Source organism: Pseudomonas sp. GL-RE-26 (assembly GCF_019956275.1).
Lineage (GTDB): Bacteria > Pseudomonadota > Gammaproteobacteria > Pseudomonadales > Pseudomonadaceae > Aquipseudomonas > Aquipseudomonas grandcourensis.
Map to the genome: position 1 here is coordinate 69,129 of NZ_JAHBDI010000001.1, position 24,912 is coordinate 94,040.

The 24,912-nt window shown below is 60.3% G+C and carries 18 protein-coding genes and 1 pseudogene; 8 read left to right on the top strand and 11 right to left on the bottom strand.

All coding sequences use genetic code 11. The features are described 5' to 3' along the window. Positions 1-7 precede the first annotated feature (7 nt). The 5 genes from KGB07_RS00355 to KGB07_RS00375 all read right to left on the bottom strand — a co-directional run bounded on the left by KGB07_RS00355 (position 8) and on the right by KGB07_RS00375 (position 5,435). Complete coding sequence (locus tag KGB07_RS00355) at positions 8-934, bottom strand: carbohydrate ABC transporter permease (RefSeq protein ID WP_046042047.1); 927 nt, start codon at positions 932-934, stop codon at positions 8-10. Between the two features lie 184 nt (positions 935-1,118). Beyond that, complete coding sequence (locus KGB07_RS00360; RefSeq protein WP_046042046.1) at positions 1,119-2,429, bottom strand: ABC transporter substrate-binding protein; 1,311 nt, start codon at positions 2,427-2,429, stop codon at positions 1,119-1,121. A gap of 255 nt (positions 2,430-2,684) precedes the next feature. After that, entirely contained in the window at positions 2,685-3,590 is a 906-nt protein-coding gene (locus tag KGB07_RS00365; RefSeq protein WP_046042045.1) for an AraC family transcriptional regulator, read from the bottom strand. 109 nt (positions 3,591-3,699) lie between these two features. Continuing rightward, positions 3,700-4,998, bottom strand: coding sequence for a glycosyltransferase (locus KGB07_RS00370; protein ID WP_223464095.1), 1,299 nt, complete (start codon positions 4,996-4,998; stop codon positions 3,700-3,702). Between the two features lie 74 nt (positions 4,999-5,072). After that, a complete protein-coding gene (locus KGB07_RS00375; protein ID WP_046042127.1) occupies positions 5,073-5,435 on the bottom strand; it encodes a response regulator in 363 nt (120 codons plus the stop codon). Between the two features lie 259 nt (positions 5,436-5,694). Between KGB07_RS00375 and KGB07_RS00380 the strand changes: the two genes are divergently transcribed. The 5 genes from KGB07_RS00380 (at position 5,695) to KGB07_RS00400 (ending at position 12,236) form a co-directional block, all read left to right on the top strand. Further along, a complete protein-coding gene (locus tag KGB07_RS00380) occupies positions 5,695-9,183 on the top strand; it encodes a response regulator (protein WP_223464097.1) in 3,489 nt (1,162 codons plus the stop codon). 17 nt (positions 9,184-9,200) lie between these two features. After that, positions 9,201-10,016 (top strand): CheR family methyltransferase, encoded by an 816-nt coding sequence (locus tag KGB07_RS00385; RefSeq protein ID WP_404942364.1) that lies wholly within the window; start codon positions 9,201-9,203, stop codon positions 10,014-10,016. Next, positions 10,013-10,606, top strand: coding sequence for a chemotaxis protein CheB (locus KGB07_RS00390; protein ID WP_046042041.1), 594 nt, complete (start codon positions 10,013-10,015; stop codon positions 10,604-10,606). Before KGB07_RS00385 ends, KGB07_RS00390 begins: the two co-directional genes overlap by 4 nt. Next, complete coding sequence (locus KGB07_RS00395; protein ID WP_223464098.1) at positions 10,600-11,781, top strand: hybrid sensor histidine kinase/response regulator; 1,182 nt, start codon at positions 10,600-10,602, stop codon at positions 11,779-11,781. The genes KGB07_RS00390 and KGB07_RS00395 overlap by 7 nt, the downstream gene beginning before the upstream one ends. A 77-nt stretch (positions 11,782-11,858) precedes the next feature. Beyond that, positions 11,859-12,236 carry a response regulator gene (locus tag KGB07_RS00400; protein WP_007970583.1) on the top strand — a complete coding sequence of 126 codons (378 nt, stop codon included), beginning with the start codon at positions 11,859-11,861 and terminating at the stop codon, positions 12,234-12,236. Positions 12,237-12,240: 4 nt separating this feature from the next. Here KGB07_RS00400 and KGB07_RS00405 read toward each other — a convergent pair whose 3' ends face one another. The 3 genes and pseudogenes from KGB07_RS00405 to KGB07_RS00415 all read right to left on the bottom strand — a co-directional run bounded on the left by KGB07_RS00405 (position 12,241) and on the right by KGB07_RS00415 (position 15,244). Continuing rightward, positions 12,241-13,911, bottom strand: a complete 1,671-nt coding sequence (locus tag KGB07_RS00405) for a response regulator (protein ID WP_223464099.1) — start codon at positions 13,909-13,911, stop codon at positions 12,241-12,243. A 5-nt stretch (positions 13,912-13,916) separates the two neighbouring features. Continuing rightward, positions 13,917-14,072 (bottom strand): annotated as a pseudogene (locus tag KGB07_RS00410) (circadian clock protein KaiC); the annotation flags it as partial. Positions 14,073-14,188: 116 nt separating this feature from the next. Next, on the bottom strand, positions 14,189-15,244 hold the full coding sequence (locus KGB07_RS00415; protein WP_046042036.1) for a tetratricopeptide repeat protein: 1,056 nt from the start codon (positions 15,242-15,244) through the stop codon (positions 14,189-14,191). Positions 15,245-15,459: 215 nt separating this feature from the next. Between KGB07_RS00415 and KGB07_RS00420 the strand changes: the two genes are divergently transcribed. From KGB07_RS00420 to KGB07_RS00430, 3 genes are read left to right on the top strand one after another with little or no spacing between them, the layout of a single operon-like run. After that, entirely contained in the window at positions 15,460-17,595 is a 2,136-nt protein-coding gene (locus tag KGB07_RS00420) for an FUSC family protein (protein WP_223464100.1), read from the top strand. Then, positions 17,585-17,785, top strand: a complete 201-nt coding sequence (locus KGB07_RS00425; RefSeq protein WP_032829912.1) for a DUF1656 domain-containing protein — start codon at positions 17,585-17,587, stop codon at positions 17,783-17,785. The genes KGB07_RS00420 and KGB07_RS00425 overlap by 11 nt, the downstream gene beginning before the upstream one ends. 4 nt (positions 17,786-17,789) lie before the next feature. Beyond that, positions 17,790-18,755 (top strand): HlyD family secretion protein, encoded by a 966-nt coding sequence (locus KGB07_RS00430; RefSeq protein ID WP_046042033.1) that lies wholly within the window; start codon positions 17,790-17,792, stop codon positions 18,753-18,755. 197 nt (positions 18,756-18,952) lie between these two features. On the opposite strand, the gene KGB07_RS00435 is transcribed toward KGB07_RS00430, so the two are convergent. Genes KGB07_RS00435 through mexE form a run of 3 tightly spaced genes read right to left on the bottom strand, consistent with a single transcriptional unit; the run spans position 18,953 to position 24,819 of the window. Next, positions 18,953-20,374, bottom strand: a complete 1,422-nt coding sequence (locus KGB07_RS00435) for an efflux transporter outer membrane subunit (RefSeq protein WP_223464101.1) — start codon at positions 20,372-20,374, stop codon at positions 18,953-18,955. Then, the gene (locus KGB07_RS00440; protein ID WP_046042031.1) at positions 20,374-23,553 is read right to left on the bottom strand and encodes an efflux RND transporter permease subunit; all 3,180 of its coding nucleotides are present in this window, start codon (positions 23,551-23,553) and stop codon (positions 20,374-20,376) included. The genes KGB07_RS00435 and KGB07_RS00440 overlap by 1 nt, the downstream gene beginning before the upstream one ends. 12 nt (positions 23,554-23,565) lie before the next feature. Then, the gene (mexE, locus tag KGB07_RS00445; protein ID WP_046042030.1) at positions 23,566-24,819 is read right to left on the bottom strand and encodes a multidrug efflux RND transporter periplasmic adaptor subunit MexE; all 1,254 of its coding nucleotides are present in this window, start codon (positions 24,817-24,819) and stop codon (positions 23,566-23,568) included. Positions 24,820-24,912: the final 93 nt, after the last annotated feature.

Here is a 24,912-nt window from a genome sequence, read left to right on the forward strand (position 1 = left end):
GCAGGCCTCAGGCTTTGTCGGTCAGGTTTTTGCCAATCATCCGCACCAGGATGATCGCGGCGATGTTGGCGATGACCACGGCGATCAGGCCGCCCGCCGAGGCCATGCCGACGTCGAACTGCACCAGCGCCTGGTTGTAGATCAGGTAGGCGAGGTTGGTCGAGGCGTAGCCGGGGCCGCCGTTGGTGGTGGTGAAGATTTCGGCGAACACCGAGAGCAGGAAGATGGTTTCAATCATCACCACCACCGCAATCGGACGCGCCAGGTGTGGCAGGGTCAGGTGCCAGAAAATCGCGATGGGCCCGGCACCATCGAGGCGCGCGGCTTCTTTCTGTTCCTGGTCGAGGGACTGCATGGCGGTCATCAGGATCAGGATCGCGAAGGGCAGCCATTGCCACGAGACAATGATGATGATCGACAGCAGCGGGTAGTGCGCCAGCCAGTCCACCGGTTGCGCACCGAACAGCTTCCAGACGTAGGCGAGAATCCCCGACACCGGATGGAAAATCAGGTTCTTCCAGATCAGCGCGCCCACCGTGGGCATGATGAAAAACGGCGAGATCAGCATCACCCGCACGATGCCGCGACCGAAAAACTCACTGGCCTCAAGCAGCGCACTGATCAGCACGCCGAACACCACACTGATCAGCAGCACGCTGCCCACCAGCAACAAGGTGTTGGTGGCGCCGGGCAGGAAGCCCGAGTCGGTGAGGAAGTAGGTGAAGTTTTCCAGCCCGACGAACTCGTTCTCGCCGGGGTTGAGCAAGTTGTAGCGAATCGTCGAGAAGTAGACGGTCATACCCAGCGGTACGATCATCCACAACAGCAGCAAGGCCACCGAAGGGCTGACCAGGAACCAGCCGGGATTGGCCACGCGGCTTTTGCGCTGGGGTTGGGCAATGTCCATGTGAGCTTTGGCAGTTGATGTATTCATGGTGATCACTTGCTCGTTATTCGGCGAGTTACTTGTGGCGAGGGAGCTTGCTCCCGTTCGGCTGCGAAGCAGTCGTAAACCTGGCGAAAGTGTCCTGTCAGAAAAGACACTGTTGCTGGGTTTGGGGCCGCTTCGCAGCCCAGCGGGAGCAAGCTCCCTCGCCACAAAAATGAGTACTGAAGGGTTACTTGGGATAACCCGCGCGCTTCATCTCGCGCTCGGTGGTTTGCTGGGCTGCCGCCAAGGCCTGGTCGACCGTGGTCTGGCCGATCAGCGCCGCCGAGAAGGATTTGCCGACCTGGGTACCAATGCCCTGGAACTCGGGAATGGTCACCAACTGGATGCCGATGTACGGCACAGGCCTGGCGCCCGGCTTGCTCGGGTCCGCGGCCTTGAGCGACTCCAGCGTGACCCTGGCGAACGGCGCGGCGTTCATGTACGCCTCGCTGTAGGTCGAGGCCCGGGTACCCGGTGGCACGTTGGCGATGCCGTCTTTTTCCGCGACCAGTGCGCTGTATTCTTTGGACGTGGCCCAGGCGCTGAAGGTTTTCGCCGCGTCCTTGGCCTTGGAACTGGTCGGAATGGCCAGCGCCCAGGAGTACAACCAGGCCGAGCCCTTGTCAGTGACCTGATGCGGCGCATAGGTGAAGCCGACGTGATCGGTGACCTTGCTCTGGGACTTGTCGGTGACGAACGAGCCGGCGACGCTGGCATCGACCCAGATCGCGCATTTACCGCTGTTGAACAGCGCCAGGTTTTCATTGAATCCGTTGCTCGACGCCCCCGGCGGGCCGGATTGCTTCATGGTGTCGACATAGAAGTTCAGCGCGTTTTTCCATTCGGGGCCGTTGAATTCCGGCTGCCACTTTTCATCGAACCAGCGCGCGCCATAGGCGTTGGCCACGGTGCTGATCAGCGCCATGTTCTCGCCCCAGCCAGCCTTGCCCCGCAGGCAGATACCGTACTGTTCCTGCTCGGGTTTGTTCAGTTTGGCGGCGAATTCACCGATCTGCTCCCAGGTCGGACGCTCGGGCATAGTCAGGCCAGCGTCCTTGAACAGGTCGGTGCGGTAATAGGTAATCGAGCTCTCGGCGTAGAACGGCAGGGCGTACAGCGAGCCTTTGACCGACAGGCCTTCGCGCACCGACGGGAACACGTCGTCGAGGGCATAGCTGGCCGGCAAATCCCTCATCGGCTCCAGCCAGCCCTTGGCGCCCCAGAGTGCGGCTTCGTACATGCCGATGGTCAGCACGTCGAACTGCCCGCCCTGGGTGGCGATGTCGGTGGTCAGGCGCTGGCGCAGGACGTTTTCTTCGAGGACCACCCAATTGAGCTTGATGTCCGGATGCTCGGCCTCGAAGGTTTTCGAGAGCTTTTGCATGCGGATCATGTCGCTGTTGTTGACGGTGGCGATGGTCAGGGTCTGCGCACCAAGGGTGACGCTGCTGAGGGTCATGCAGGTGAGGGCAAGCAGGGCTTTTACCGAAGGTTGCATCGTGCACTCCTTTTCTGCACCCGGCGGGAGACAGAAGGACAGTTATTGTTTTTGTGTCTTCCTGCGGAGGGAAGAATCTGTGCTGATTACATCCTTCAATGGCAGGCGAGACAAATCATCCATCGCACCTTGATCGATACTTTTTTGCACTGAAGTTTTGGGTGTTGGGCGCAGGGAAGGGCTTTTCAGCGAAGGAGGGGTATTGAATCCGTACAGGTTTCAAGGCTTAGCGCTGTACCTGTGGGATGTGAGGGGTCAACCCAGGTTTTGCTCGGTCAACCGCTGCACCACCAACCGCCGGTAATGCGAAGGCGTCATGCCCTTGAGTTGCTGGAAGCGTCGGTTGAAGTTGGAAATATTGTTGAAGCCCGATTCGAAGCAGACATCGGTCACCGGCTTGTCGCCATCGGCCAGCAACTCGCAGGACTTGCTGATGCGCAGGCGATTGACGAATTCAATGAAATTGCGCCCGGTGGCCTGCTTGAATACCCGGCTGAAATAAGTCGGTTTCATGCCCAGATGATCTGCGACTTCCTCCAGCGTCAAATCCCGGGCGTAGTGGGCAAAAATGTAATCCACTGCGCGGTTGGTGCGATCGATGTTGTGCTCGTCGGCCAGTTGCGGGGTTGTGGCGCCAGAGAGCAATTGGTAGTCGTCGGTGGCCGCGAGCAATTCCAGCAGAATGAAAAAGTGCCCGAGACGGGTCACACCGGTGGTATCGGCAATGCGCTGCATCAGATCCATCGCCTTGCCGATGGTGTGCTTGCAACGAAACTCGATGCCGTACTGCGCGCGCTCCAGCAGCGGTGCCAGGGCCTTGAGTTCGGCGAACACCTGATAGCCGCTGTCGAACAACTCGTCGGTGAAGTTGACCAGCATGTCGCGCTTGGGCACCACTTCATTCTCGGCGACCTGGCTGATCCAGTTGTGGGGCAGGTTGGGACCGGTCAGGAATAGAGTTTGCGGATAGAAGTTGCCGATGTAGTCGCCGATGAACACCTTGCCGGAACTGGCGACGATCAGGTGCAGCTCGTATTCCTTGTGGAAATGCCAGCGCACCAGCGGGCAGGGGAAACCATGCTGGCGGTAGATGATGGACAAGCCGTTGTGGTCGTCCATCAACTCATAGGAAGGATCGGTGACTCTGGCGGTGCGGGTCATGTCAGGGCGCTTGTGTTGTTATCCCGTCCGGATCATGCCTCTTGCCGGATCGATAGCGCTACTACCGCCGATGCGTCTGTTCGTGCAAGGCGCGCTCAAGGAGGGCGAGCTACTCCTGATTCAGTCGGTTTTTCGCCTCGATCCATTGCGCCATGTATTGAGTGCTCTTGTGCTGGTGATGACGCAGCATGCTGCCGGTAAAGTTATCTCGTCTGATGTTGACCATATCCCGTTGGCAATCGACCAGCCGCTGGATCAAGGCCGGGCCATGAACGGATTTGCGGTAGCGGCCGGCAAGCAGGGTTTGTCCGTGCGCCTGGGCATCCTGCCAGCGAGTCTTGTCGTTGTGCAGTTGCACGGCATGATCGGCGAACTCACGTGCCGAACGGGTCACTGCACCGGGCCATGCCTCTTCGCCATGCATCGCCTCGGCGCCGACTGGCGTCGTCACATTCGGTGTGCCACAGAGCATCGCATCGACAATCTTGCCTTTGATTCCCGCGCCAAAACGCAGAGGCGCCATGCAAACCCGCGCCGACGACATGACTTGCAAGGCGTCTTCTGCCCAGTTCATGACATGAAAACCCTGGGCCGGGTTATGCAGGGCAGTCGCCTTGGGTGGTGTGTAGGCACCATAGATATGCAATTGAGCGCCGGGTATCTGCTCGCGAATCAGCGGCCAGATAGCGGTTTTCAACCAGAGCACCGCATCCCAGTTGGGTGCATGGCGAAAGTTACCGATATGTAGAAAGTGTGCCCGGTCTTCAAAGGGTACCGGCGCACGAGTCGGAACATCGACCATCAACGGGCACCAGTGCAACAGGGAGCGGGGAAACCGGAACTGCTCGGCCAGCAATTCGATTTCCACTTCGGAAACCATCAGCGTCAAATCACAACGATAAAATGAGGCGATTTCGCGCTTCGCCATATCGGTATTGGCCATGTGTTCAAATTCGTCGCGCGACGCTGGGGCGAACAGGTCGCTGAAGTCATTGTTGTCGTCACTGGCCTTCAAGCGCTCCTTGAGGCGTTGATGCCGACCCTGCCGGAGGCTTTGCAGGTCGCAGCTTTCGAGCACGCGCAAGGCATCGGGGCAATGCTTCTCGACCCTCCAGCCGAACTGTTCCTCCATCATGAATTGATCGAACAGCACGATGTCCGGCGCCAGTTCGCTGATGAATGCGTCGAAACTGCTGTTGTTCAGCTCGATGGGGACTTCGCGAATACCCAACGCTGTCAGGTCTGCGCGTTGCTCGCCGAAGCCTGCTGGGCTGCTGAACGTGATGTCCCAGCCATGTTCCAGGAAAACCTCGAGAATCTGCATGACATGCCCGCTGGCCGCGGAAGAGCGGGGCTCGGGCCAGACGTAACCAATGACCAGGACTTTGGTTGCGCGGGGCTCAATCATGTACAGGATTTCCTTGAAGCGAAGACAGGGCAGGGACGAAAAAGCCGCGCATTAAACCACAGCACAGCGCAGGGTCACCCGAGAATGCCTTTGACCATGTCGCGCAACTGATCAATGGAGAAGGGTTTGCCGATCACGTGCATGTCGACAGGCACTTCGATGTTTTCGGCATAACCGCTGGCGAACAGGATGGGCAGGTCGGGGCGTAACGTGCGGGCGAGGGTGGCCAGTTCGCGGCCGTCCATGACCGGCAGGCCAACATCAGTCATCATCAGGTCAATTTGCTGGCTCACGTCCTTGAGCGTCTCCAGCGCCTGTTCGCTGCCATCGGCTTCCAGCACCTTGAATTCCAGCTCTTCCAGTACGTCGACGATCAGCATGCGCACGATGGCATCGTCTTCGACGACGAGGATGGTGGAGGCGTTGGCGGATGACATAGTCGAATCCCCGAAAAAGATTGGCATTGCCGGGCGCTGGAAATCACCTGGCTCTTGCATGAGCAAGTGGCGGATCCCGACAAGTTCCCAATGCGTTGGAAAAAGGATTGGCGGCGCAGGTCAGGCAAGGATAACCCGTGCACTGGAACGGGAGCAGCGGAATGTAGGACCTTGCGCGCAAACATGTCAGAAAATTGGATCAATGTGCCAGTTTTGGGGCAAACTCCTTGCATTCTGACAGTTCGACAAGGCCTGCCCCATGACCTCCGCGTCCTCGGTTGATGAGCAACGATTTCGTAAACTCCTGAGTCGCAACATCAGCCTGCCGTTGGGTCTGGGTCTCATCAGCGCCGTGTTCTTCGTGTCGCTGATCACCTATTTGTTGTCGACGATCCAGTGGGTGGAACACACCGACCGGGTGATCAATAACGCCAATGAAGCGGTGAAGTTGACCGTGGACCTGGAAACCGGGATGCGCGGTTTCCTGCTCAGTGGCGAAGAACACTTCCTCGATCCCTACGAAACCGCCAAGCCGCGCATCGCCGTGGAACTCAGCTCCTTGCTCGAACTGACCGCCGACAACCCGGTGCAGACTGATCGCTTGATACGGTTGCAGGCCTTGCAGCAGGAGTGGACCAACTATGCGCAATCGATGATCGATCTGCAGCGCAGCAACGGCGATTATCGCGCCGTGGTCAAGGCCGGACGCGGCAAACGTCTGACCGATGAAATTCGCAAGCAGTTCGAGGCGGTGATCGACACCGAGCAACAGTTGCGCGCATCGCGCAATGATGAAGTGCGGCGCACCACGATCACGAGCATCAGCCTCTACCTGTTGTTCATAGCCGGGGTCAGCGGGTTGCTGTCGTATGTCGGGCGCCGCGATTTGTTGACCCTGTCGCAGAACTACAGCGTCAACCTTGCCGCCCAACAGGCCAGCGCCCATCACCTGGAGCAGCAGGCCTGGCTGCGCAACGGCCAGACCGAGCTGGCCGAGCAAGTGCTGGGGCAATTGAGCCTGAGCATGCTGGGTCGCAACATCCTGCAATTCTGCGCGCAGTACCTGGGCACCGCCGTGGCGGCCATTTATGTGCGCGAAGACCACGGCGGCCTCAGGCGCATCGCCACCTACGGTTTTTCCCGTGAGCAGGAGGATCGTGAACAGCAGATCTACAGCGACGAAGGCATTGTCGGCCAAGTGGCGCAGCAGGCACGGCTGATTCGCCTGGACGAGGTCCCGGGGGATTACTTCAAGGTCAGCTCGGGCCTCGGTGACGGTTTGCCCCGCAGTGTGCTGGTGGTGCCAACCAGCGACGACGAGCGGATCAATGGCGTGATCGAGTTGGGCTTTCTGCGTCCACTGACGGACCGTGACGTTGAATTGCTTGAGCTGATAGCCGGCAACATCGGCACCTCGATCGAGGCGGCACGCTATCGCCAGCGTTTGCAGGAGGTACTGGCCGAAACCCAGCAACTCAACGAAGAATTGCAGGTTCAGCAGGAAGAACTCAAGACCGCCAACGAAGAGCTTGAAGAGCAGTCGCGGATTCTCAAGGAGTCCCAGGCTCACCTGGAAACCCAGCAGGTGGAGCTGGAGCAGACCAACGAACAACTCGCCGAGCAGGCAGAAGTACTGGCCGAGCAACGCGACGCCATGGATCTGAAGAATACCGAACTCAATCAGGCCCAGATCCAGCTCGAAGATCGCGCAGTAGAATTGCAGCGCTCGAGCAAGTACAAGTCCGAATTCCTCGCCAACATGTCCCATGAGTTGCGTACGCCGCTCAACAGCTCGTTGATCCTGGCCAAGTTGCTGGCGGAAAACCCGGAAGAAAACCTCACTGCCGAGCAGGTCAAATTCGCCGAGTCGATCTACTCCGCCGGCAATGACTTGCTCCACCTGATCAACGACATTCTGGATATTTCCAAGGTCGAGGCCGGCAAGCTGGAGATCCATCCAGAGAACACCAGCGTCGCCCGGCTGGTGGATGGCCTGCGCGGCCTGTTCCAGCCATTGGCCACGGACAAGCAGCTGGATTTCCAGGTGGATGTGCAGGGCGGTGCGCCGCTGATGCTGTTCACCGACCGCCAGCGCCTGGAGCAAGTGCTCAAGAACCTGTTGTCCAACGCCGTGAAGTTCACTGAAAGCGGCAGCGTCGGCCTGTCCGTCGCCACGGCGCCGAATGACGGCATCGTGTTCAGCATCCGCGATTCCGGAATCGGCATCGATGTGGATCAGCACGAAAGCATTTTCGAAGCGTTCCGTCAGGCCGATGGCACCACCAATCGGCGTTACGGCGGCACCGGGCTGGGCTTGTCGATTTCCCGTGACCTGGCGGCCTTGCTCGGCGGCTCCATCAGTGTGACCAGCACGCCGGGGCAGGGCAGTGTGTTTACCCTGGTCTTGCCGCAGCAGTACGTGGAACCTGGCGAAGTGCCTGTCGAACCGATGCGAGCCGCTCCTGCGGCAGCGCCGAGTGTATTGCCGCCTACGTTGTCGCCTTTGGTGGCCGAAGTCGACATTCCGCGTTTCGACGACGATCGCAACAAGGGGCCGTTCACCACCCGCTGCATTCTGGTGGTGGAGGACGAGGCGAACTTTGCGCACATCCTCTACGACCTGGCCCATGAACTGGGTTATCAATGCCTGGTGGCCCACGGTGCCGACGAAGGCTACGAACTGGCCAAGGCGTTCATCCCCGATGCGATCCTGCTGGACATGCGCCTGCCGGATCATTCCGGCCTGACCGTACTCCAACGCCTGAAGGAACACGCCGAAACCCGGCACATCCCGGTGCATGTGATTTCGGTCGAAGACCGGGTCGAGGCGGCCATGCATATGGGCGCCATTGGCTATGCGGTCAAACCGACCACCCGCGAGGAACTCAAGGACGTGTTCGCACGCCTCGAGGCCAAGCTGACCCAGAAGGTCAAGCGCGTGCTGCTGGTCGAGGACGACGACTTGCAGCGCGACAGCATTGCCCGCCTGATCGGCGACGATGACATCGAGATCACCGCCGTTGGCCTGGCTCAGGAGGCGCTGGACCTGCTGCGCACGTCGGTCTTCGATTGCATGATCATCGACCTCAAGTTGCCGGACATGCTCGGCAATGACTTGCTCAAGCGCATGTCCACCGAAGACATCTGCTCCTTTCCGCCGGTCATCGTCTATACCGGGCGCAACCTGACCCGGGATGAAGAGGCCGAACTGCGCAAGTATTCGCGTTCGATCATCATCAAGGGCGCACGCTCGCCAGAGCGGTTGCTGGATGAGGTGACGCTTTTTCTGCACAAAGTCGAATCACGGTTGTCCCATGAACGGCAGAAGATGCTCAAGGTCGCCCGCAGCCGCGACAAGGTCTTCGAAGGCCGCAAGGTGCTGCTGGTGGATGACGATGTGCGCAACATTTTCGCCCTCACCAGCGCGCTGGAGCATAAGGGCGCAGTCGTGGTCATTGGCCGCAACGGCCGCGAAGCGATTGAACGACTCAATGAGGTGCAAGACATCGATCTGGTGTTGATGGACGTGATGATGCCGGAAATGGATGGCTTTGAAGCCACCGTTGAAATCCGCAAGGACCCGCGCTGGCGCAAGCTGCCGATCATCGCGGTGACGGCCAAGGCCATGAAGGACGATCAGGAGCACTGCCTGCAGGCCGGCGCCAACGATTACCTGGCCAAGCCCATCGATCTCGATCGCCTGTTTTCGCTGATTCGCGTGTGGTTACCGAAGATGGAACGGATCTAGTGGAGGGCAGTTTTTCAGTGGAGCGAAACAGCGAAATCGAACTGCGCTTGTTGATCGAGGCGATCTACCTCAAGTACAGCTACGATTTTCGAGATTACTCCGGCGCTTCGATCAAGCGCCGGGTCAACCATGCGTTGAGCCAGTTCGAGTGCAACACCATCTCGGCATTGCAGGATAAGGTCCTGCACGACCCCGCCGCGTTCATGCAACTGCTGCAGTTGCTGACCATTCCGGTTAGCGAGATGTTTCGCGACCCCTCGCACTTCCTGGCCATCCGCAAGGAAGTGGTGCCGCTGCTGCGAACCTACCCCTCGATCAAAGTCTGGATCGCCGGATGCAGCACCGGTGAGGAGGTGTATTCGATGGCCATTCTGTTGCGCGAAGAGGGCCTGCTGGACCGCACGATCATCTATGCGACCGATATCAATCCGCGCTCGCTGGAAAAGGCCAAGCAAGGGATATTCTCGATGGAGAACGTCCGCGCCTACACTGCTAATTACCAGCAGGCCGGTGGCCAGAGTTCGTTTGCCGACTACTATACGGCGGCCTATGGGTACGCGATTTTCGACAAGACCCTGCGCGAGAACGTGACCTTCGCCGATCACAGCCTGGCGACGGACAGCGTATTTTCCGAAACCCAATTAATTTCATGTCGTAACGTACTGATTTACTTTAATAAAAAACTTCAGGATCGGGCATTCGGACTGTTTCATGAGTCCCTCTGCCATCGCGGTTTTTTGGTACTGGGCAGTAAGGAAACCCCGGATTTCTCAGCCTTCGGCGATCAGTTCGAACCGTTGGTCAAACAAGAACGGATCTATCGAAAATCATGAACAGTGCAACGAAGTTGCCGGCGATCGAAGCGATCGTGATCGGTGCCTCCGCCGGTGGCGTCGAGGCGCTGTTGAACATCCTCGGCCCGCTGCGCGAAGGCTTCGCACTGCCAATCATTGTCGTGCTGCACATGCCGGACGAGCGCCGCAGCCAGCTGGCGGACGTGTTCTCTCGCCGGGTTGCCCTGCCGGTGCTGGAAGCGTGCGACAAGACCCCGGTCAAAGCCGGCACACTGTATTTCGCCGCGCCCGGTTATCACCTGTCGGTGGAGCGGGACCGCAGCTTTTCCCTGAGCCTGGAGCCTCGCGTGCATCATTCGCGACCCGCCATCGATTACCTGTTCGAATCGGCCGCCGATGCGTACGGCGCCAATCTGGCGGCGGTACTGCTCACCGGCGCCAACCGCGATGGCGCGCGCGGCCTGGCCCTGGTCAAGCAGCGCGGTGGCCTGACCATCGTGCAAGACCCGCAAGAGGCTCAGGTCGCCACCATGCCCCAGGCCGCCCTGGAGATGCACCAGCCGGATCACATACTTCCTGTACGCGGCATCGGCCGTTTGCTTGTCGAACTGGAACGAATCGCATGCTGAGTAATATCAAGGCCAAACTGCTGATCGTGGACGATCTGCCGGAGAATCTGCTGGCGCTCGAAGCACTGATCAAGCGTGAGGACCGCATCGTCTACAAGGCCCTTTGCGCCGACGAAGCCTTGTCCCTGTTGTTGCAACACGAATTCGCCTTGGCCATCCTCGATGTGCAGATGCCCGGCATGAATGGCTTCGAGTTGGCCGAGTTGATGCGTGGCACGGAAAAGACCAGGAACATCCCGATCGTTTTCGTCAGCGCCGCCGGGCGTGAACTGAACTACGCGTTCAAGGGCTATGAAAGCGGAGCCGTGGACTTCCTGCACAAGCCGCTGGACATCCAGGCGGTCAAGAGCAAGGTCAGTGTGTTCGTCGACCTGTATCGCCAGAGCAAGGCGATGAAGGAGCAAGTGCTGGCCCTTGAGCAAAGTCGCCGCGAACAGGAGACCCTGCTCAAGCAACTGCAAAGTACTCAACTGGAACTGGAGCAGGCGGTGCGCATGCGCGATGACTTCATGTCCATCGTCGCCCACGAAGTGCGCACGCCGCTCAACGGACTGATCCTTGAAACCCAGCTACGCAAGATGCACCTGGCCCGGGACAACGCCACCGCGTTCACCCTGGACAAGATGCACGCGATGGTCGACCGCGACGAGCGGCAGATCAAAAGCCTCATCCGCTTGATCGAAGACATGCTCGATGTCTCGCGCATTCGCACCGGCAAGTTGTCGATCCGTCCGACGCGCGTTGACCTTTCGACGCTGGTTCACGACGTTTTGCACAACTTTTCCCAGCAGATCGACGTCGCCGAGGCCTCGGTCTCGCTCGATGCCGCGCAACCGGTGATCGGAAACTGGGACGAGTTTCGTATTGAACAGGTCATTTCCAACCTGTTGACCAACGCCTTGCGCTACGGAGCCAAGAGCCCGATCTCGGTGAAGGTCTACAGTGAAGGTGGCCAGGCGCTGGTGGACGTGCAGGATCAAGGGATCGGCATCAGCGAGGCAAACCAGAAGCGGATCTTCCAGCAGTTCGAGCGGGTATCGGCCAAACACGCCGTCGCCGGTCTGGGCCTGGGGTTGTTTATTTCAGAACAGATTGTGGCCGCCCATGGCGGTACTATTAGCGTCCAGAGCAGGATTGGCGAAGGCGCCTTGTTTCGCGTTTGTCTGCCGCTGTAGGAAAACAGCCAGGTAAACGCAACCTCTGATCGACCCCACGGTCGTATCAGCAGCAATTGACCGAACAAAGGCTTCCCATGAGCGAAGATGCACAAGATGTAGTACTCGTCGTCGAGGACGACCCCTCGATTCTGATGGTGCTGTCCGCTTATCTGTCGGGCGAAGGTTACCGCGTGTTGCAAGCCGAAAACGGCGAACAGGCTTTCGAGATCCTGGCGAGCAAACCGCACCTGGACATGATGATCACCGACTTCCGCCTGCCCGGAGGAATCTCCGGCGTGCAGATCGCCGAGCCCGCCGTGAAGCTGCGACCGGAACTCAAGGTGATTTTCATCAGCGGCTATGCCCAGGAAATCCGAGAAACCGACAGCCCGATCACACGCAAGGCGCCGATCCTGGACAAACCCTTCGATCTGGATAAATTGCAGGAATTGATGCAGGACATGCTTTCGTAAGCGTTCAGACCCTGATCATCTCCCTGACCTTGGCCGTCAACAGGTCGAAGGTAAACGGCTTGGTGATCATCTGCATGCCCGGATCGAGGAACCCGCCGCGCACCGCGGCGTGTTCGGCGTAGCCGGTGATGAACAGCACCCTGAGGTCGGGCCGCAGTTGTCGGCCGATTTCCGCCAGTTGCCGGCCATTCATGCCGGGCAGGCCGACATCGCTGATCAGCAGGTCGATGCGCTGAGGCGAATCGAGTATCGGCACGGCGCTATCACCATCACAGGCCTCGACGAAGGCATAACCCAGATCGCTCAACACTGTACTGACAAGGACCCGCACCGCCGGATCGTCTTCGACAATCAACACCGTCTCGCCATTGTTGGCGAAAGGTGAATGTTCGACGTCCAGTGGATGGTCCCGGGGCAGGTCACCGCCAAAGCGCGGCAGAAACAGACTCACCGTGGTGCCTTCGCCCACGACGCTGTGGATGGCGACGTGACCTCCAGACTGTTTGCTGAAACCATAGATCATCGATAACCCCAGCCCGGTGCCCTGGCCGATGGGCTTGGTGGTGAAGAAGGGGTCGAAGGCGCGGTTGATGGTGCTTTGCGGCATGCCACAGCCAGTGTCGGTGACGCTGAGTACCACGTAGTCACCCGCATCGAGATTGCTCAGGCCTTGAGTGAAGTCCTCGTCAAGGTGCTGGTTGGAGGTCGAGACCAGCAGCTTGCCGCCATCGGGCATGGCATCGCGGGCATTGATCACAAGGTTGAGCAGGGCGCTTTCCAGTTGATTGGGGTCGGCTTCGGCCACCCACAGCTGTTCGTCCAGTTGCATGTCCAGGCAAATGGTTTCGTTGATGCTGCGTTGCAGCAGTTCATCCATGGAGATCACCAGGCTGTTCATCTCCACGGGTTTGGAGTCCAGCGACTGGCGCCGGGAAAACGCCAGTAGGCGGTGCGTCAGGCCTGCCGCGCGGTTGGCCGACGTCACCCCCAGGTCGATCAGGCTGTCCAGGTCTTCGGTTCGCCCCCGGGCCAGACGTCGACGCAACAACTCCAGGCTGCCGATGATGCCGGTCAGCATGTTGTTGAAGTCATGGGCGATGCCGCCGGTGAGCTGGCCGACGGCTTCCATTTTCTGCGACTGGCGCAGCACTTCTTCGTTGTGGCGCAGTTGCGCGGTGCGCTCCTCCACCTGCTGTTCAAGGGTTTCGAGGGTGTTTTGCAGGCGCAATTTGCTTTGGCTCAAGTCAATCAGGCGATCCCTGGCTTCGTACTGTCGTCGACGCCCGCGCAAGGCGGTGTTGACCAGACTGATCAGTGTGACAGGGTGAAAAGGTCGTTCAAGGAAGGTGACGTTGCCCAATTGCGCGCCGAAGCATGATGCCGGGTTCTGTTGCGGGCCACCATGGTGTGTCATCAACACGATCGGCAGGTCCGACCACGCGGGCTGTTGTTCAATCAGCCGGATCAGCGGTTCGAGATCACGGCCCAACAGTGCCTCGCAAGAGATCAGCAACAGCCCGGCACCGTGCTCCACTTCGGCGCACAATCCCGGCAGATCGTGACGGATCACCCCGTGGAACCCTGCTTTTTTGAGCATCATCAAGGCAATCTGGCCGTCGCGCCCCCGCGGTGCAAGGATGATGGCGCGTTCGGGTGGCGCTTGTACGGCCTTCACGGGATATTGTCCAGTTGCCATCCATGGGACAAGGCGTCCTGGCGGAACTCGCCTCCCGGTAAACACACACGACCACGGGACAATCCGCCGTTGAGGATATCGTCCAGACCTTCGATACCGGTGGCGGCCTTGGCTCGGTTCAAATCGTTGGATAGAGACAAACAAGCGTCCTCATATGGCCAAGGTCAACGAGGCTGCCATTGCGACGTATGGCAATAGGCTGCCTTTTCACTTGACCCCTGGCCAGGACGACGGTTCAACGAAATTTCAGTCGGGGTCAAAGCCCTTGTTGCAACGCCGGATCATCGGGGTTCATCTGTTCGAGTTGGGCCAACAGGACCTGCACGTTTTGCAGCTGCCCGCTTTCCTTCCAGTAATTGATCAGCAGCACCCGAGCCTTGCGATCGTTGGGATGTCGCTGAACGACTTCCTGCAACTGTTTCTGCGCCGCTTCGAGCTCCTGCTCACCGTGCAACGTGGTGGCCAGGTCGTAGCGGTAATCGCGGTTATTGGGCTCAAGTTCGACGGCCTTGGACAGGCCGAGCAGGGCGAATTCGCTTTGCTCGTGATGCAGCAGCCAGAGCCCCAGGGCATGTTGCAGGTAGGCGGAGTTGGGCTGTGCCTGCAGTTGCCTGGCCAACAGTTGCCGGGCGGCGTCGTTTTGGCCCTGTTTATCCAGCACTTCGATTTGCAGCACCAGCGCCGGCAGGTTGTCCGGCGCCAGGCGCAGGGTGTTGTCCAGCGCCTGTTGCGCTTCCTTGAGTTCGGCGTTGTGCAAATGCAGTCGGGCCAGCTGGTATTGGTTTTCAGCGCTTTGTGGCTCGCTCCTGAGCACTTGCTCCCAGGCATCGATGGCTTGTTCCAGCGGCCCGAAATACAAACCCAGGTCATCCGGGGACAACCCCAGCAGCGCGTTGATGGCTTCCAGCCGCACGCTTTGTTCGCTGTCTTCGAGCAATGGGCCCAGCAGCAGACTGCGCTGGCCGTTCGGGACCAGGCCGCTGATGCTCCTGATCGCCGCGATACGTACGTCGGGCGACTCGTTCTGCAAGTCGGCATCCGCCAGCTTCAGGGCCACCGAGCTTGGGTAGTTGGGCAGTTCGGCATGCAACCAGATACGACGCTTGGGGGACAGGTCCGGACGGGCCAATTGCTGATAGAGCACCCGCGCGGCACCCGGTTGACCGGCACGGGCAGCCGCCAGCGCTTCGCTGTAGCCATGCTGGATGGCTTCGGGAACCACCGGGGTGGTATCGCGCAGGGAAAACCACGCAAAACCGATGACGAGCAGGGCGAAGAGGCTGATAAACAGAATGCGGCGGGACTTGGGCATGCAGGAATCCGGAAGCTGGCAAGCTTTTGCAAAGGCGCCAGCTTCGGTCAGGCCAGGCCTTGAGTCAAACCTTGACGACGTTCACGCTTGATTCAAACGGTTGAACAGCCCTTCAGCCGACTATCGATGGACCTGCAAGCTGCGTCGACAGCAAAACCTGTCGAGGCCCCGCAGCAGTGACTACGCTTGCTGGAGGTGTCTCGACGAGTGTTCCCATGCAAGGGTTGTTGCAGTACTTCAAGGCCATGCTCAACCCCGGTCCCGGGGTGTTGCTGTTTGCCCTGCGAACCATCGCGGCCGGGTTGTTGACCCTGTACCTGGCGTTTCTGTTCGACCTGGACCAGCCCAAGTGGTCGATCATGGCCGTGGTCATCATCAGCCAGCCACTGGGCGGCATGGTGCTGGCCCGCAGTTTTGGCCAAGTCATCGGTACCACCACGGGGGCCGTCGTAGCGGTGGCAATCATGGCGATATTTCCCCAGGCACCGTTGCCGTTCATCACCACCCTGGCCCTGTGGCTGGCGCTGTGCACTGCCGGTGGCACGCTGTTGCGCTACACCAGTTCCGGGGCATTCGTACTCAGTGGCTACACCGCCGTGGTCATCGCGTTGCTGGCGATTCCCGATCAGGACGGCACCTTTTTACTGGCGGTGACCCGCCTCACCGAAACCTTGCTGGCGGTTGCCTGCGTGTGCGTGGTCAGTCTGCTCACCGCCAGGCCAGAGGCCGTGGCCCGGGATTACTTCGCCAGGATCGATCAAATCACCCGGTTGCTGGCGACCCATGCCAGCGCCGTCATCCGCACCGAAGAGAGCGAAGCCGATTTCCAGCAGCGGCAAATGCAGCTGCTGGGCCAGATCAGCGGCCTGGAGGGCGTGCGTCGACACATGTACTTCGATGCACCACGGTTACGCAGCGCCAACGGTCTGGTGCAACTGCTGGGCAACCAACTGGTGCTATTGACCGCGCGTCTGACTGCCTTGCGCCACCAGCGGCTGCTGTTGACCGAGCGCTGGGAGGGCGAGTTGCCTGAAGAGATTCAACGGCTGCGCGCCGAAGAACTGGCCTTTCTCGATGAGCTGGCGCAAGAGGGGCGTTCGCTGTCCAGTGAAAAGCGCCACCATTTCATTTCGCTGCAACAACGCTTTGATGAGCTCGCCTACAGGGCCGAACAATTGACCGAGCCGTTGCCGGCCACCTTGCGTTCGCTGGCCTGGTCGCTGCGCTGGGAACAGGCGCGCCTGCTACAGCAGCTTGAGCAGATTCTGGAATTGAGCGATGCCATCCAGAGCGGGCGTCCGGCCAGCAGCGTGTATCGCGGGCGGGAAAACCCGCTGCACCTGGACTTTACCCTGGCGACCATGAACGCCATCCGGGCCTTTTCCGCACTGTTGATCGCCGGTCTGATCTGGATCGAAACCGGCTGGGACGGTGCCCGAGGCGGGATGGTGCTGTTGGGCATCCTGTGCTCGCTGATGTCGACGTTTCCCCGGCCGCTGCTGGCGGTGCAAAGCTATGCCCGGGGATTCGGGCTGGCACTGGTGGCCTCGGCGCTCCTTCAGTTCCTGTTTGTGCCGATGATCAGCAATTTCGAGATGCTTGCCTTGCTGCTGGTGCCCTTGCTCTACGCCGTAGCGGTGGGATTGGCCAGCCCACCCACCACAGGTACCGGCATTGGCCTGGGGCTCACGACGTTTTTGTTGCTTGGCCCGTTGAACGTAGGGATCGGGCAAAACACCGCCATCCAGTGGTTCGAGTTTGCCGGGGCCTATACCTGCGCGACCGTACTGGCCTTGAGTGTCTATGCGCTGATTTTTCCGTACATGCCGGATTTGCGCATGCGCCGGCTCCACAAAGAGAACGGCGAGCAGGTGTACGCCTTGCTGAAAACCTCGGCGACCGATGAGCAGCAGTTTGCCTTCGAGAGCCGCATGGTTGACCGCCTGACCATGATGCTGGGGCTACTGCCCGCGACCCGGGAGCCACAATCGCGCGAGCTGTTTCAAGTCAGCCTGGCCTGCATGGCACTGGGTATTGCCTTGAATCAGCTCAGACAGCAGGGGCAGAACAACGCACTGCTGAGCCCGGATCTGCAAAGTCGCCTGTTTTCGACAGTCCGGGAAACAGGCCGGCTGGTCGCCGGCCGGCCCGGGGTCGAAGTGGCGCTGGTGCTTGATAGCCTTCACACCCTGGGCGACGACCTGGATGCCCTGCATACCGATGTCCATGAGCACTTGTGGTCGGTGTTTCGCATGCGTGTGGCGCTGTTGATCGTGGTGTCGTTCGTGGAGCGCTATCGCGGCTACTTTCAACCCTCAGGCCTTGAAGGAGACCCTGTCCTTGCCCATTGATCTGGAAGTGGGTGGTGCCTATCTGCCCCCGATTGCCCAGGCGCTGCTGCTGGGCTTGCCGATTTTCCTGCTGCTGGACTGGACGTTGCGGCGCCTCGGCGTGCTGCAGTTCGTCTGGCACGAGGCGTTGTTCGAAGGCGCGCTGTACGCCTGCGTCTGCGCCACGCTGATTCTGGTCATGGGAGCCTGATGCCTTGAAGAACATCCTTTCCCGACTCTCGACGGTAGCGGTGGTACTGCTGGCCTTCATCCTGGGCTGGTTCGCCTGGGAGCATTACACCCGCGCGCCCTGGACCCGGGATGCCCGGGTGCGTGCCGATGTGGTGACCTTGTCCGCCGACGTTTCGGGGCGAATCGTCAGCCTGGCCGTGCAGGACAACCAGCATGTGAACAAAGGCCAGGCGCTGCTGGAGATCGATCCGGCGCGTTACACCCTCGCGGTGGAGCATTCCAAACGCGCGGTGGAGGTGGCGAAAGCTTCGCTGGGGCAGGCCCAGGCGGCCATTACCGCCAGCGAAGCCTTGCTCAAACAACGCCAGAGCGAGGAGCAGCGTCGGCGCACGCTCAAGGATCGTTCGGCGATTTCCGGCGAAGAGTGGGAGAAGGCCAACACCGATGTGTCTGTGGCCCAGGCAGACCTGCTGCGTAACCAGGCCAATCTGGTGTTGGCCCAGGCCAACGTGCAACTGGCTATAGCGGCCTTGACCCAGTCCGAGCTTGACTTGCAGCGTACCCATGTCGTCTCCCCGGTGACCGGCTATGTCACCAACCTGTTGACCCGGGAGGGCGACTACGCCTCGGCCGGCGGTCCCTTGCTGGCGCTGGTGGACAGTGAATCGTTCTATGTCAGCGGTTACTTCGAAGAAACCAAGTTGCCGCGGATCGGGGAGGGTGATCGGGTCAAGATCGAGTTGATGAGTGGCGAAACGTTCGGCGGCAAAGTGCAGAGCATTGCCTTCGCCATCGCCGACCGGGAAAACCTGCCCGGTGGCCGCCTGCTGGCCAACATCAACCCCAGTTACACCTGGATCAAACTGGCGCAACGGGTGCCGGTGCGGATCGAGATCGATGCCGACTATGCCGGTAAAAACAACCTGAGAGCGGGGACTACCGCCACTGTGACCGTCCAGGAAAACCACAGCTCCAAAGACCAACACTGACCCCCTGTAGGAGCGAGCCTGCTCGCGATGACGGACTCACATTCGAAGATGATGTCGACTGACACACCGCTATCGCGAGCAGGCTCGCTCCTACATGGGTTGGTGGCGGATTCAAAAAAAAGCCCCGCGACCGAATGAGACGCAGGGCAAGGAAATTGGTTGGTTGCGGCCAACCAAAGGAGCGCTTTAAAACCGCATTACCTGCTGGCCACCGTCTCCAGCTGCCAGCCGCCACCGAGGGCCTTGTAGATCGCGACGATGCCGCGATACAGGTCGACTTCAGCCTGGGCCTGGGTGTCTTCGGCCGCCAGGCGTTCACGCTGGGCGTCGAGCAGCACGAGGAAATCGGCGGTGCCTTCGCGGTAGCGGATCTCCGCCAGGTCGGCAGCCGAGCGGCTGGACTCGCTCTGGCGAATCAGCGAGATCAGGCGCTGTTGGCGTTTGCCGTAGTCACTGAAAGCGTTTTCCGATTCTTCCAGGGCCAGCAACACTTGTTGCTCGTAGGTCGCCAGGGCGCCTTCGGCATCGGCGTCGGCGCCGCGCAAACGGGCCTTGACGCTGCCCAGGTCAAACGCAGCCCAGGTGATGCTCGGACCCAGCGCCCAGGCGTTGGCCGCCGAGGAGCCGATCTGCGAACCGCGCCCGGCCGTAAAGCCAAGGAAGCCGCTGAGGCTGACCCGAGGGAACAGATCCGCCTTGGCCACGCCGATACGCGCCGTGGCCGAAGCCAGTTTGCGTTCGGCACTGAGAATGTCCGGACGGCGTTGCAGCAGTTGACCCGGATCACCGATCGGCAAAGCCTTGGCGATCGCCGGCAGGTCTTTCGGGCTCAGGTCCACGCTCAGCATGTCCGGACGTTCACCCAGCAGGGTGGCGATACGGTTTTTCTGTCGGACTTGCTCGGCCTGCAATTGCGGCACGCTGGCTTCGACCGACGCCAGTCGCGCATCGGCGCGCTCCACATCGAGCTGGTCGCCGACGCCGGCATCACGCAGGCTGACAGTGATCTTGCGCGACTCCTGCTGGTTCTCCAGGTTGGCCAGGGCAATTTTCTCCCGCAACTGCGCGCCGCGCAGTTGACCGTAGGAATCCACCAGCTCGGCAATCATGGTGACTTGCAGTTGGTACAGGTCGGCCTCGAACGCCTGTTGCTCGGCGTTGGCCGACTCCAGGTTGCGCTGGATGCGACCGAACAAGTCGATTTCCCAGGCCATGTCCAGGCCCAGATCATAGCGTTCGCTGTTGACCCGGTCGGTGGTCTGGCCCGGAATCTGGCCTTTGCCCAGGTCACTGCTGACGCGACTGGTGATGGTCGGCATGGCGTCGTTGCTGACGTCGTCGCGGATCGCCCGCGCCGCTTTCCAGCGGGCGAAGGCGACGCGCAAATCACGGTTGCCTTGCAAGGATTTCGTCACCAGCTGGTTGAGAGTCGGGTCTTCGAACTGCTGCCACCAGATGCCTTCGAAACGCGAACGGTCAAAATTCTTCTGGCCGGCGGCGCCATCGGTGGCGGCCGTGATGTGGGCCGCCTCGGTGGTTGGCGTCTTGTAGTCCGGGCCCACGGCACAGGCACTCAGGGCCAGTACCAGCAGGCTCGGCAGGAAGGCTTTCAAACTCATCAATGCGACTCCAGCTTCAGGGCGGCCTTGGCGGCTTTGCGTGCCTGGCCGCGCTCGACAAAGTTACGGATCAGTACGTAGAACACCGGCGTCAGCAACAGACCGAAGAAGGTCACCCCGAGCATCCCAGAGAACACCGCTACACCCATGGCATGACGCATTTCAGCACCGGCACCGCTGGAGAACACCAGGGGCACAACACCCATGATGAATGCGAAGGAAGTCATCAGGATCGGCCGCAGACGCAGGCGGCAAGCTTCCAGGACCGCGGCCAGCGGGTTGAGGCCTTCCAGTTGCTTGTCCTTGGCGAACTCGACGATCAGGATCGCGTTCTTACAGGCAAGCCCCACCAATACGATCAAACCGATCTGGGTGAAGATGTTGTTGTCGCCACCGGAAGCGATCACCCCGGTGATGGCCGACAGCAGGGTCATCGGTACGATCAGGATCACCGCCAGTGGCAGGCTCCAGCTTTCGTATTGAGCCGCCAGTACCAGGAACGCCAGCAGTACGCAGAGCGGGAACACGAACAGCGCAGTGTTACCGGACAGGATCTGCTGGTAGGTCAGGTCGGTCCATTCGTAGGTCATGCCGTTGGGCAGTTCTTCCTTGAGCAGTTTCTCGATGGCTTTTTCGGCCTGGCCGGAGCTGTAGCCGGGGGCTGCCGCACCGTTGATTTCAGCGGTGATGAAGCCGTTGTAGTGCATCACGCGATCCGGGCCCGAGGTGTCGCTGACCTTGATGAAGGTCGCCAGCGGGATCATCTCGCCCTTGTTGTTACGCACCTTCAGCTGGCCGATCTGGTCGGATTCGAGGCGGAACTGTTGCTCGGCCTGAACGTTGACCTGATAGGTGCGACCGAAGCGGTTGAAGTCGTTGGCATACAGCGAACCCAGGTAGATCTGCAGGGTGTCGAAGATGTCGCTGACGGCCACGCCGTGGGTCTTGGCTTTTTCCCGGTCGATGGCGGCATCGACCTGGGGCACGTTCACCGTGTAGCTGGTGAACAAGCCAGCCAGCTCCGGAACGCTGTGGCTCTTGTTGATGATGTTCATGGTTTCCTTGTACAGCTCTTCGTAGCCCAGGTTGCCCCGGTCTTCGATCTGCAGGCGGAAACCACCGATGGTGCCCAGGCCTTGTACCGGCGGCGGCGGGAAGATCGCCATGTAGGCTTCCTGGATGTTCGCGTATTGGCCGTTCAAGGCACCGGCAATCGCACCGGCGGACATGCTCGGGTCTTTACGTTCGTCGAACGGTTTCAGAGTCACGAACACGATGCCGGCGTTCGGGCTGTTGGTGAAGCCGTTGATCGACAGGCCAGGGAAAGCCACGGCACTTTCCACGCCGGGTTGTTTCAGCGCCAGCTCGGACATGCGCTTGATCACGTCTTCGGTACGGTCCAGGCTCGAGGCATCCGGCAGTTGCGCGAAGGCCACCAGGTATTGCTTGTCCTGGCCGGGTACGAAACCGGTCGGGGTGCTGGAGAAGCCGAAGAAGGTCAGGACCATCAGGCCGGCGTACAGCAGCAGGGCGATGCCGCTTGAGCGGATCACACGGGCAACGGTGCCGACGTAACCATGACTGGCCTTTTCAAAGAAGCGGTTGAACGGACGGAACAACCAGCCACCGAAAATCTTGTCCAGCACCTTGGAGAAACGGTCTTTCGGCGCGTCGTGACCCTTGAGCAATACTGCGGCCAGGGCCGGCGACAGGGTCAGGGAGTTGAAGGCCGAGATCACCGTGGAAATCGCGATGGTCAGGGCGAACTGCTTGTAGAACTGGCCGGTCAGGCCGGAAATGAACGCCGCCGGAACAAACACCGCACACAGCACCAGCGCCGTGGCAATGATCGGACCTGTCACTTCACGCATGGCGCGCTTGGTGGCTTCGACCGGGGTCAATCCAAGTTCGATGTTCCGTTCGACGTTCTCCACCACCACGATGGCATCGTCCACCACGATACCGATCGCCAGCACCAGGCCGAACAGCGACAAGGCGTTGAGCGAGAAACCGAACAGATGCATCACGGCAAAGGTACCGATCAGCGATACCGGCACAGCGACCAATGGAATGATCGAGGCGCGCCAGGTTTGCAGGAACAGGATCACCACCAGCACCACGAGGATCAGCGCTTCGAAGAGGGTGTGAACCACCGCCTCGATCGAACCGCGCACGAAGATCGTCGGGTCATAGACGATGCTGAAATCCATGCCTTCGGGGAAGCTCTTCTTCAGCTCGGCCATTTTGGCCCGCACTTCGTTGGAGATCTCGATGGCGTTGGAGCCAGGGCGCTGGAAGATCGGGATCGCCACCGCCGGCTGGTTGTTCAGCAACGAACGCAGGGCGTATTGGCTGGAGCCCAGTTCGACGCGGGCGATGTCCTTGAGGCGAGTGATTTCACCGTTGTCGCCAGAGCGAATGATGATGTTCTCGAACTCTTCCTCGGACACCAGACGGCCCTGAGTGTTGACCGACAACTGGAATGCCGTGGCATTCGGTGCAGGAGGCGCACCCAGGGCACCGGCCGCTACCTGGCGGTTCTGTTCACGAATCGCCGTGACCACATCGGTGGCGGTCAGGTTGCGCGAAGCGGTCTTGTTCGGGTCAAGCCACACACGCAGGGAGTAATCGCCCATGCCGAACAACTGCACATCACCGACACCGCCCAGGCGCGCCAGCTCATCCTTGATGTTGAGCAGGGCGTAGTTGGACAGGTACAGCATGTCGTAGCGTTTGTCCGGCGAGGTCAAGTGCACCACCATCGTCAGGTCGGGTGACGCCTTGTCCACGGTGATACCGATGCGCGTCACTTCCTCGGGAAGCTTCGGCTCGGTGCGGGTCACGCGGTTCTGCACCTGCACCTGCGCGTTGTCCAGGTCAGTACCCAGAGCGAAGGTGATGGTCAGGGTGATCTTGCCGTCAGCGGTGGATTGCGAGGACATGTACAGCATGTTCTCAACGCCGGTGATGGCCTGCTCCAGGGGCGCGGCCACGGTTTCACCGATGACCTTGGGATTGGCACCCGGGAAGTTGGCGCGGACCACCACGGTCGGCGGCACCACTTCCGGGTATTCGCTGATCGGCAGCTGGAACAGCGAGATCGCACCGGCGATCAGGATCAGCAGCGACAGCACCGCTGCGAAGATCGGCCGCGAAATGAAGAATTGGGAAAAATTCATCGTAAAAATCCCTTAACCGCGTGGGGTCGTGGCAGCCAGTTTCACAGCCGTACCCGGCGCAACCTTGGCAGGCGCGACTTGGGGCAGGTTGCTGGCTTCCAGCGCTTGGCGTTGTTGTGCGAGTGCCGCGAGGGTTTGTTCGCTGGCCATCGGAATCACTTCAGGGGTGACCGGTGAACCAGGGCGTACCCGTTGCAGGCCCTTGACGATGATGGTGTCGTCCTTGCTCAGGCCGTTGCGCACGATGCGCAGACCTTCGATCTTCGGACCCAGCTCCACCGCGCGGTAGGCGGTCTTGTTGTCGGCATCCATCACCAGCACGAACTTCTTGCCGAGGTCAGTGCCGACCGCTTCGTCATTGATCAGCATGGCGCTGTAGGTGCCGCTGCCCACCAGTTTCAGGCGTGCATACAGGCCCGGGGTGTAGCTGCCATCGCTGTTGTCGAACACGGCGCGGCCACGGATGGTGCCGGTCTTCGGGTTGACCTGGTTGTCGACGAAGTTCATCACGCCCTGGTGCGGGTTGCCGTCTTCATTGGACAGTCCCATGTAGACCGGGGTCGTGGCGCCTCGCTTGCCCTGGCGAGCGAGCTCGGTGTACTTGAGGAATACACGCTCGTCCGCGTCGAAGTAGGCGTACACCTTGTCGGTGGAGACCACGCTGGTCAGTGGGGTGGTGTCGGCAGTTACGAGGTTGCCGGCGGTGATTTCGGCACGGCTGACGCGGCCGCTGATTGGAGCAGTCACGCGGGTGAAGCTCAGGTTCAGTTTGGCCAGGTCCAGTTGCGCTTGCAGGGCACCGACGGCGGCACGGGCTTCTTGGGCGGCGCTGGTGCGCGAATCGGCCAGCTCGGCGGAAATGGCATTACTGGTGCGCAGACGCTCACCGCGCTGGGCTTCGTTTTCGCTGCGGGTGGCATTGGCGCGCGATTGTGCAACCAGGGCTTCGAGGCGGCGGACCTCAGCCTGGAACGGACGCGGGTCGATCTGGAACAGCAGGTCGCCTTTCTTGACCAGGGCGCCTTCAGTGAACGCCACTTCATCGATCTGGCCGGAGACCCGTGGACGAATTTCGACGGTTTCCGGCGCTTCGAGGCGGCCGGTGAATTCGTCCCACTCGTTGACCGGTTGTTCAAGCACCTTGGCCACGCTGACCTTGGCCGCAGGCATGCTGGCGGCGGTTTCCGGGGCCTTGCCGCAGGCGCTGATCACCACTACGGCCAACAAAGCCAACGGGAAGCGCAAATGTTTGAGTGACTGTTCCATGGATGCATCCGCCAATGTATTGAGATTGGCGAATGATGCGCGGCGGGTTTGTATCTCACGAATCGAATGGGGCGAAGGTAACTATCATTCGGA

What these genes read in the sequence shown, in the direction of transcription:
- KGB07_RS00440 (WP_046042031.1), bottom strand. Translation starts at nt 23,553, where the DNA reads ATGAATTTTTCCCAATTCTTCATTTCGCGGCCGATCTTCGCAGCGGTG.
- mexE (WP_046042030.1), bottom strand. Translation starts at nt 24,819, where the DNA reads ATGGAACAGTCACTCAAACATTTGCGCTTCCCGTTGGCTTTGTTGGCC.
- KGB07_RS00390 (WP_046042041.1), top strand. Translation starts at nt 10,013, where the DNA reads ATGAACAGTGCAACGAAGTTGCCGGCGATCGAAGCGATCGTGATCGGT.
- KGB07_RS00435 (WP_223464101.1), bottom strand. Translation starts at nt 20,374, where the DNA reads ATGAGTTTGAAAGCCTTCCTGCCGAGCCTGCTGGTACTGGCCCTGAGT.
- KGB07_RS00395 (WP_223464098.1), top strand. Translation starts at nt 10,600, where the DNA reads ATGCTGAGTAATATCAAGGCCAAACTGCTGATCGTGGACGATCTGCCG.
- KGB07_RS00355 (WP_046042047.1), bottom strand. Translation starts at nt 934, where the DNA reads ATGAATACATCAACTGCCAAAGCTCACATGGACATTGCCCAACCCCAG.
- KGB07_RS00420 (WP_223464100.1), top strand. Translation starts at nt 15,460, where the DNA reads ATGCAAGGGTTGTTGCAGTACTTCAAGGCCATGCTCAACCCCGGTCCC.
- KGB07_RS00375 (WP_046042127.1), bottom strand. Translation starts at nt 5,435, where the DNA reads ATGTCATCCGCCAACGCCTCCACCATCCTCGTCGTCGAAGACGATGCC.
- KGB07_RS00380 (WP_223464097.1), top strand. Translation starts at nt 5,695, where the DNA reads ATGACCTCCGCGTCCTCGGTTGATGAGCAACGATTTCGTAAACTCCTG.
- KGB07_RS00360 (WP_046042046.1), bottom strand. Translation starts at nt 2,429, where the DNA reads ATGCAACCTTCGGTAAAAGCCCTGCTTGCCCTCACCTGCATGACCCTC.
- KGB07_RS00370 (WP_223464095.1), bottom strand. Translation starts at nt 4,998, where the DNA reads ATGATTGAGCCCCGCGCAACCAAAGTCCTGGTCATTGGTTACGTCTGG.
- KGB07_RS00415 (WP_046042036.1), bottom strand. Translation starts at nt 15,244, where the DNA reads ATGCCCAAGTCCCGCCGCATTCTGTTTATCAGCCTCTTCGCCCTGCTC.
- KGB07_RS00400 (WP_007970583.1), top strand. Translation starts at nt 11,859, where the DNA reads ATGAGCGAAGATGCACAAGATGTAGTACTCGTCGTCGAGGACGACCCC.
- KGB07_RS00365 (WP_046042045.1), bottom strand. Translation starts at nt 3,590, where the DNA reads ATGACCCGCACCGCCAGAGTCACCGATCCTTCCTATGAGTTGATGGAC.